Below are 7,670 nucleotides of genomic sequence, written 5' to 3'. Positions count from 1 at the left end.
GACGACGGGAGCCAGGCGCCATACCTCCGCCGCATCGAGCGGCGTGCCGACGTCGCTCTCGTGCAGCACCGCGAGCTCGTCCGCGTGCCGTGCGACGGCGAGCCCGCCCCCGGTGCCGACCCAGAAGCCAGCGCGCTCGGCGAGCCGTAGCCACAGTTCCCTGCTGCGCCGCGCGTACTCCGCGGCCTTGCCGACGTGGTCGCTGACCCCGACGTGGCCGAAGTTGCGTACCGTCGCGCCGCCGATCGAGGTGGAGCGCTCGACGACCGCGACCTTGAGTCCGCGCTCGAGCGCGGCCGCCGCGTGACCGAGTCCGACGATCCCGGCGCCGACGACGACGAGGTCGTAGCTGTCGTGAGACATGACCCCTCCTACTTCAATGCGCGTCGGATGAGAACGGCAGCCGTCTCGACCACGACGACCATCGCGATGATGACGAAGACGTAGGCGAGCACCTCGTCGAAATGCCGCCCCTGCAGCGCGTTCAGCAGCAGGAAGCCGATGCCGCCCGCGCCGACGATGCCGAGCAGTGTCGCCGAGCGCACGTTCTGTTCCAGCAGGTACATCAGATGACTCACGAGCGCCGGGACCGACATCGGCAGCGTCGAGGAGAAGAACACCTGGCCGCGTGTACCGCCCGCCGCTCGGACGGCGTGTTCCGGCCCCGCGGGAACCTCCTCCATCGAGTCGCCGATGAGCTTCGCCAACAGACCCACGCCGCCGATGCCGAGCGCGAGAGCGCCGGCCTGCGGGCCGAAGCCGGTCGCGATGATGAAGATGATCGCGACGACGAGATCGGGGATCGCGCGCAGCACGAGCGCGACGCCGCGGAAGAGATTGCGGACGCCGCCGTTCGGGGCGACGTTGCGTGCCGACAGCGGCCCGACGACGGCGGAGATGACCGCTCCCATGAGGGTCGCGGCGAACGCGACCTGCAGGGTCGTCGCGACGGCTGCCATGACCGTGGCCCAGTCCCGGGTGCCGAAGGTCGGTGGCCAGACCGCGCGGTCGAGCTCTTCGTTGGAGACCTGGTCGAAGCGCCACCCGGAAAGCAGGCGCGACAGGTCGGGGTTCGCATACCAGAACGAGGCGACGACGATCGCGACGGCGAGCCAGATCCACACCGTGGTCATGACGCGGCTGCGGCTCCACGGACGGTGCAGGGCGGCTTCGATGCGGCGACCTCGCTCGGTGTCGGCATCCGTCCGTTCGATGGAGGCCGACACCCGCGCCGACCGGTTCGCGGCGGCGCGGACGATCGTGTCGCCGGCGCCTTTGCCGGTCGGCCGGACGCCGAGCAGACGAGAACGCACGAGCGACGAGATGATCTCGAACACGATGCACAGCGCGATGATGATGAGCACGATGGGGATGACCCGCCGCATCCCGGCCGGCCCCGCGTGCAGCGCCTCGTCGAGGTCGTAGCCGAGGCCGACGACCCCGACGACACCGAGGATCACGGTGCCGCGCAGGTTGATGTCGGCGCGGTGGAGGGCCACCGCGATCCACGCCGGCAGGGCCTGCGGGACGACGCCGGACCAGAACTCCTGCGCCTTCGAGCCGCCGGCGGCACGGACGGCCAGCCGCGGCCCCTCGTCGATCTGCTCGATCGCGTCGGCGAACATCTTGGAGATCATGCCGACCGAGTGCAGCCCGATCGCGACGATCGCCGGCAGCGTCCCCGAGTTGAACCAGAGGAAGGCGAGGAACACGACGAAGACGACGTCGGGGATGGCGCGCATGATGACGCCGATCAGGCGCGAGGCAGCGAGGGCGACGCGCCCCGGGGTCGTGTTGCGGGCGGCGCCGTACGCGACCGGGATCGACAAGACGGCGGCCAGGGCCGTGCCCGCGATGACGAGGGCGAGGGTGATCGCGATGCTGCCGACGACGTGCCAGATCGGCTCGAAGCCCACCCACTCGGTCGTGTACGTCGTGCCGTCGGGGCCACGCGTGCCGGTGACGTTCCAGCCCGGCCACTGCAGCGGCGTCGCCATGCCGATGAATCGGCTGAGGTTGCCGACCGTGGTCTCGAGGCTCTTGAAGCTGTAGTCGAGGGCGGCGAACGACCAGACGCCGAGGACGACGATGGCGAGGATCACGCTGTACGAGACGACCGTCGCCGCGCGGGGACGTGGCCGACGGATGGCCTGCAGCCGCTCGGCGGTGAGCGCGATCGAGGTGCCGGCTCCCCCTGACCCGCTCCGTTCGGTGACGACGCTCATCAGGCGGGCTCCTCGTCGGCGAAGCCCTGCGCGAAGCGGTCGCGCGCCGCGGCGGGGGCCTCGTCGCCATGCAGTTGGGCGCGCGCTTCGGCGAGCTCGTCCTCCATCGCGGCGATCTCCCGGGTGGAGACGGCGACCCGGCCGTAGATCTCCATGACCTGTTCGCGGGACAGGCCGTCGGTGGGGGTGTCGAGCACGACGCGTCCGGCGCGCAGCCCCACGATGCGGTCGCCCCAATCGAGGGCGAGGTCGACCTGGTGCAGGCTGCACACGACGGTGAGCCCGCGCTCGGCGGCGATCTCGCGGATGAGGCCCATGACCTGACCGCTCGACTCGGGGTCGAGCGACGCGACCGGCTCGTTGGCGAGCAGGATGTCGGGCTCCTGCATGAGGGCGCGGGCGATCGCGACGCGCTGCTGCTGGCCGCCCGAGAGCGTGTCGGCGCGCTGGTAGGCGCGCTCCAGCAAGCCGACGCGGTCGAGGTGGCCGAGCGCCCGCATCCGGAGCGTCTTGGGATACGTCCACACGCCCACGCGCGGCCCGCGCAGGGTCGAGAGCGCGCCGGTCAGGACGTTCTCGAGCACCGTGAGCGGGCCCACGAGCTCGAACTGCTGGAAGATGAAGCCGATGCGGCCGCGGAGCTCTCGCAGCGGTCGCCCGGACAGCGCCGAGACGTCCTCTCCGAGCGAAACGACCGAGCCGGTCGTCGGCGTCTCGAGCCCGTTGAGGTGGCGCAGCAGCGTCGACTTGCCCGAGCCGGACAGGCCGAGCAGAACGAGGATCTCGCCGCGTCCGACGGACAGCGACACCCCCGTCAGCGCAGGGACCGCGGCGCCCGGGTAGGTCTTGCCCAGGTCCGTGATCTTTACGACGGGGGTGTCGCTGTCAGTCATCTCGGTGTGCTCCGTTCGAACGACGAGGCGTCAGGCCTGGCAGGCCTCGACCTGGTCGGCGATCTGCTCGCAGACGGTACGGATCGTGTCGTAGTACGCGTCATCCACGGCGCCGAAGCCGAACCAGTTCTCGGTGAGGAACTCGTTGAGCTCGATGCCCGCGTCGGTGAGCGAGGACTGCGTGCTGTCGGCGATGGCATCGAACAGCTGGTCCTTCACGTCCTGCGGCAGTCCCGCCTGCAGCACGATCGGAGCCGCCGGGACGAGGAAACGGTCGATCTCCTCGAGGGCGCCACTGGCGATGAGCGGGTCGGCGTCGACATCCTGCGCGAAGCCGACCTGGCAGTCGACGCCTTCGGCGATCTTGGCCGCGGTGAGGTCGTGCTCCTCGCCGTAGACGGTGTTCGCCTCGGAGACCGTCATGCCCGCTTCCAGCAGCTGGCTGACGGGGATCGCGCGCCCCGACGTCGAGGTCGGGTTGACGAAGCAGACCGGCTGGTCCGCGAAGTCGGCGAGTGACGTCGCGGAGGATGCCGGGTTCTTCAGAGCCACGGAGTAGTAGCCGGGGTCGGCGCCTTCCTTCGTGATCTGTGCGCCGATGGGCTCGATATCGGCTCCGGCGGCCTGCGCCTGGTAGTACGTGAAGGCGGAGATCTGGGCGATGTCGATCTGGCCGGCGGCCAGGCCCTGCACGACGGCCGTGTAGTCGGTGGCCTCGAAGAACTTGACCTCCTTGCCGGTGATCTCGGCGATCCAGTCGGCGATGGGCTGGGCGTCCTGCTCGGCGCCCTCGTGGTCGGGGAGCGTTGCGAACACCAGGGTGCTCTCATCGCCCGACGCGAACGTGCCCGTGTCGGAGCTGGACGCGTCGTCGCTCGAGGCGGGATCGGCGGTGTCGGGGGAGGAGGAGCAGCCGGCGAGGGCGGCGATGAGGGTCAGACCCGCGCCGATGGCGGCGAGGCTGCGGAGTTTCGAACGCATGTGAGGGGGCCTTTCTGCGGACGGGCACAGCGATGCCCGGCGGAAATGGAAGGGACGTGGCCGAACGTAGGCACCGCGGGTGACGCACTGCCCTACGGGCGGGGAACCAGCAGGTGGTGTTTCGGTGAACAGCGGGAAACGCCGCCCCGGGTGCGGCGTGCGCGATCGCCGCGGTAGGCTGACGGCGATAGCGCCTAGGGTTCCGGAGCGATGCTCGACTGGACCGAGCGGCGCCACGCCGGGCTCCCCGAGGGAGGCCGGCGTCATCTGACAGGACAAAAGCCCGGAGGACCCCGCCCGTCGCGCCCGCGCCGGGCCGAAGGGTCTCGCCATGTCTCCTCTCGCTCTGCTGCTCGTCCTGTCCGCCGCCGTCGCGCACGCGTCGTGGAACGTCATCGCGCACGGTCGCAGCGGCAGCGGACTGCCGTTCCTGTGGTGGGGCGCCGTTGCGAGCACCGTGCTGTGGTCGTTCGCGATCCCGCTGACCGGGGGCATGGGCGCCGCCGACGCCCGCGGGTTCTGGCTCGGTGTCGCGGTCTCGGCGGTGCTCCACGTCGCGTACATGCTGGTGCTGCAGCGCGGATATGCGGTCGGCGACCTGTCGACCGTGTATGCGACCGCGCGCGGCACCGGACCGCTGCTGACCGTCATCGTGGCGGTGACCCTCCTCGGCGAGACGCTGACCGTCGCGGCCGGGGTGGGGGTGGCCGCGGTGATCGCGGGCGTCGTGGCGATCGGGTTCGTCGACCGGATGCCGCCGGGCTCGGCATCCGTTCTTCGCACCCGCCGCGGCCCGGACCGCGCGGTCGTCTTCGGCTTGCTCACCGGGGTCGCGATCGCCGCCTACACGGTGTGGGACACGCACGCGCTGCGTGCGTGGGACGCATCGCCGGTCGCGTACATGGTGGGGTGCACTGCATTGGAGGTGCCGATTCTCACGGTGCTGATGCTGCGGGGACGCGTGTGGACCGCGCTGCTGCCGGTCTGGCGGCGCGACTGGCGGCGGCTGCTGGCGTTCGGGGTGCTCTCGCCGCTGTCGTACATCCTCGTGCTGACGGCCATCACGATCGCGCCCGTCGCGCTGGTCGCCCCGGTGCGCGAGGTCAGCGTCGTGCTCGTGAGTCTGTTCGGCGCGTTCGTGCTGCGGGAGACGCATCCCGCACGACGCCTGGCCGCGTCGGCCCTCGTGACCGGCGGCATCCTGCTTCTTGCGTTGTGAGGGTGCGGTTCACTTGTCGGCCGTGTGCCGGGACGGATTGCGGATGCCGAGGAGCGACACTACCCCGCCGACCGCAGCCCGGCGGTCGCGACGGCGGCGCGATGGAAGCCGACGAGATCGAGCGTTCCGCCGGTGATCGTCGCGAGCGCGGCGATGGGGATGAGCCCGGCGACACGCGCGACGGCGTTGTTGACGGCCGACGCGATGCCCGATCGGCTCTCGTCCGCCGCGCCGAGGATCGCGGCCGTCAGCGGTGAGACGGTGAGAGCGAGGCCGATTCCGAAGACGACCATCGCGGGGAGCACCTGCCACCAGTAGTCGAAGTCGACGGCGACCAGGAGCAGCAGCAGGGCCCCGATCGCCATGACGAGCGGGCCCGCGGCCATGAACAGACGCGGCCCGAGGCGGCCCGCGAGTGCTCCGGTGCGGGAGCTCAGCGCGATCATGAGCAGGGTCGTCGGCAGACTGGCAAGGCCCGCGAGGGTCGCGCTCAGGCCGGCGCCCTGCTGCAGGTAGACCGCGAGGACGAAGCCGTTCAGGGAGAGGGCGGCGTAGACGAACAGGGTCGCGAGGTTGCCGGCGGCGAAGTTGCGGCTGCGGAACAGATCAAGGGGCAGGATCGGGTTCGTGACGCGGCGCTGCCGCCACACGAAGCCGAGTAGCAGGAGGATGCCGGCGAGCCCCGGCATCCAGATTTCCGGCGCCGCCCACCCGGCGTTCGACTGCTCGATGAGCGCGAAGACCGCGGCTCCGAGACCCAGTGTGCACATGACCGCGCCGACGGTGTCGATGCGGGCGCCGGGGGCGTGGTCGGTGCGGTGATTGTGGCGGTTGCGGCGGTCTTCGCGATCTTCGTGGTCGAGGTGGCCGCGGTGGCCTTCGTGGTCGAGGCGGGTGAGGAGCCACAGCGCGGCGGCGATGGGGAGCACGTTGACGACGAACGCCCAGCGCCACGACAGGTGGTCGACGATGAGACCGCCGACGAGCGGGCCGACGATCATGGCGCCGGTCGTGGCCGCCGTCCAGATGCCGATCGCGCGCGAGCGCAGCGGATCGCGCATCGTGGCCGTGATGAGCGCGAGCGAGCTCGGCACGAGGAACGCGCCTGCGGCACCCTGCACGGCGCGGGCGATGACGAGCACGAGTGGGTCGGGGGCCAGGGCGACGCCGAGCGAGGCTATGCCGAAGCCGATGAGTCCGATGCGCAGCACGAGGACCCGGCCATAGGCGTCGCTGACGGCGCCGGCGACGAGGATCAGCGCCCCGAGCGTGATGAGGTAGCCGTCGACGGTCCACTGCTGCGTGGACAGTCCGCCGCCGAGGTCCCGCGCGATCGCGGGCAGGGCGACATTCACGATCGTGGAGTCGAGGAACGCGACGAACGAGCCCAGGATCGAGATCGCGAGCACGAGGCGCTGCTGCGGCGTCATCCGGCCGGTCATGGTTCCACGCTACGGCGCGGGGTGGAGGTTACTGAGGAGAAAGCGGGATTCTGAGGAGGGGATGCCGGCGTTTGCTCCTCAGCATCCGTCATCTCCTCACGAACCTGCGGGCGCGGTCGGCGGTCGGTTCGCGGCATCCGTCAGTGTGTCGTAAACTGGACGATGGTGACGTGTCCGAGCGGCCGAAGGTGCGACTCTCGAAAAGTCGTGTAGGGCAAACCCCTACCGTGGGTTCAAATCCCACCGTCACCGCCAGTAGACAACCCCCGCGAACCCTTGGAAACACTGGGATCGCAGGGCTTCTGCTTTGCCCTGGAGGGGGCTCGTGCCCACGGTTTGCCCACGAACGAAAACGTGCCCACCGGTCCCCAACAGGCTCGAACCCGGGTGAACCTCGGCGATCGGTCCACCGGCTGCCAATCGCGTTGCGGCACGGGAATCCACCGGAGGCATGCCGAACGTCGAAGATCGCTTCGGCTATTGACGCGGTCCGGCGAATCTGAGTCCGGTGATGCGGGTGCCGGTGTCGGCAGTTGCCGGGTCGTTGATCGCGGTGAAGGCCTCGTGGCTTCGGGTAGGGCCAGGGCTGAGTCGTCGGATGTCGAGGAGACGCCGGTTCGCGGTGAAAAGCGACCTCCGGGCACGTCACTGGCGGAGCGGAGCCCGCCCACGACTCGTCGGGTTTGCGGCGCAACCCCCGCTAGAGTTGACGAGCTAGTCTGACCGCCGGGGAAGGTGAGATGCGCGCGAAGAGAACTGCCTGTCGTCCCTTCAGGTGTGTTCTCTGGGTCAAGTCCTGGGGCGTGGTGTATCGGTGATGGTGTGATCCTTCGGTTCTGATGGTTATGCGGTGAGTGCTCGGAGGTCGGGTTCGGTCACCTCCTCGGGGTTGGGGTCGGGTTCGCCGACG

5 protein-coding genes, 1 tRNA gene and 1 pseudogene are annotated in these 7,670 nt (G+C 70.1%); 2 read left to right on the top strand and 5 right to left on the bottom strand.

Translation table 11 applies throughout. The annotated features are described in order from the left end of the window. From WBP48_RS07585 to phnD, 4 genes are all read right to left on the bottom strand, one after another. Window positions 1-363 (bottom strand): FAD-dependent oxidoreductase (locus WBP48_RS07585; protein ID WP_424438432.1); only part of this gene is annotated, 363 nt, incomplete at its 3' end. Window positions 364-371: 8 nt separating this feature from the next. Then, on the bottom strand, window positions 372-2,225 hold the full coding sequence (locus WBP48_RS07580; protein ID WP_424438429.1) for a PhnE/PtxC family ABC transporter permease: 1,854 nt from the start codon (window positions 2,223-2,225) through the stop codon (window positions 372-374). Continuing rightward, complete coding sequence (gene phnC / locus WBP48_RS07575; RefSeq protein WP_424438426.1) at window positions 2,225-3,118, bottom strand: phosphonate ABC transporter ATP-binding protein; 894 nt, start codon at window positions 3,116-3,118, stop codon at window positions 2,225-2,227. The genes WBP48_RS07580 and phnC overlap by 1 nt, the downstream gene beginning before the upstream one ends. 30 nt (window positions 3,119-3,148) lie before the next feature. Continuing rightward, the gene (phnD, locus tag WBP48_RS07570) at window positions 3,149-4,099 is read right to left on the bottom strand and encodes a phosphate/phosphite/phosphonate ABC transporter substrate-binding protein (protein WP_424438423.1); all 951 of its coding nucleotides are present in this window, start codon (window positions 4,097-4,099) and stop codon (window positions 3,149-3,151) included. Window positions 4,100-4,430: 331 nt separating this feature from the next. Between phnD and WBP48_RS07565 the strand changes: the two genes are divergently transcribed. Further along, the gene (locus WBP48_RS07565) at window positions 4,431-5,318 is read left to right on the top strand and encodes an EamA family transporter (protein WP_424438420.1); all 888 of its coding nucleotides are present in this window, start codon (window positions 4,431-4,433) and stop codon (window positions 5,316-5,318) included. Between the two features lie 9 nt (window positions 5,319-5,327). On the opposite strand, the pseudogene WBP48_RS07560 reads toward WBP48_RS07565, so the two are convergent. Next, window positions 5,328-6,760, bottom strand: a pseudogene (locus WBP48_RS07560) (MFS transporter). Between the two features lie 164 nt (window positions 6,761-6,924). On the opposite strand from WBP48_RS07560, the gene WBP48_RS07555 reads away from it, so the two are divergent. Continuing rightward, window positions 6,925-7,015 (top strand) — tRNA-Ser (locus tag WBP48_RS07555). Window positions 7,016-7,670: the final 655 nt, after the last annotated feature.

Origin of the sequence: Microbacterium sp. (genome assembly GCF_049661145.1) — a bacterium.
GTDB lineage: Bacteria > Actinomycetota > Actinomycetes > Actinomycetales > Microbacteriaceae > Microbacterium.
This window is presented reverse-complemented; position numbering and strand designations above follow the sequence as displayed.

What these genes read in the sequence shown, in the direction of transcription:
- WBP48_RS07580 (WP_424438429.1), bottom strand. Translation starts at nt 2,225, where the DNA reads ATGAGCGTCGTCACCGAACGGAGCGGGTCAGGGGGAGCCGGCACCTCG.
- phnC (WP_424438426.1), bottom strand. Translation starts at nt 3,118, where the DNA reads ATGACTGACAGCGACACCCCCGTCGTAAAGATCACGGACCTGGGCAAG.
- phnD (WP_424438423.1), bottom strand. Translation starts at nt 4,099, where the DNA reads ATGCGTTCGAAACTCCGCAGCCTCGCCGCCATCGGCGCGGGTCTGACC.
- WBP48_RS07565 (WP_424438420.1), top strand. Translation starts at nt 4,431, where the DNA reads ATGTCTCCTCTCGCTCTGCTGCTCGTCCTGTCCGCCGCCGTCGCGCAC.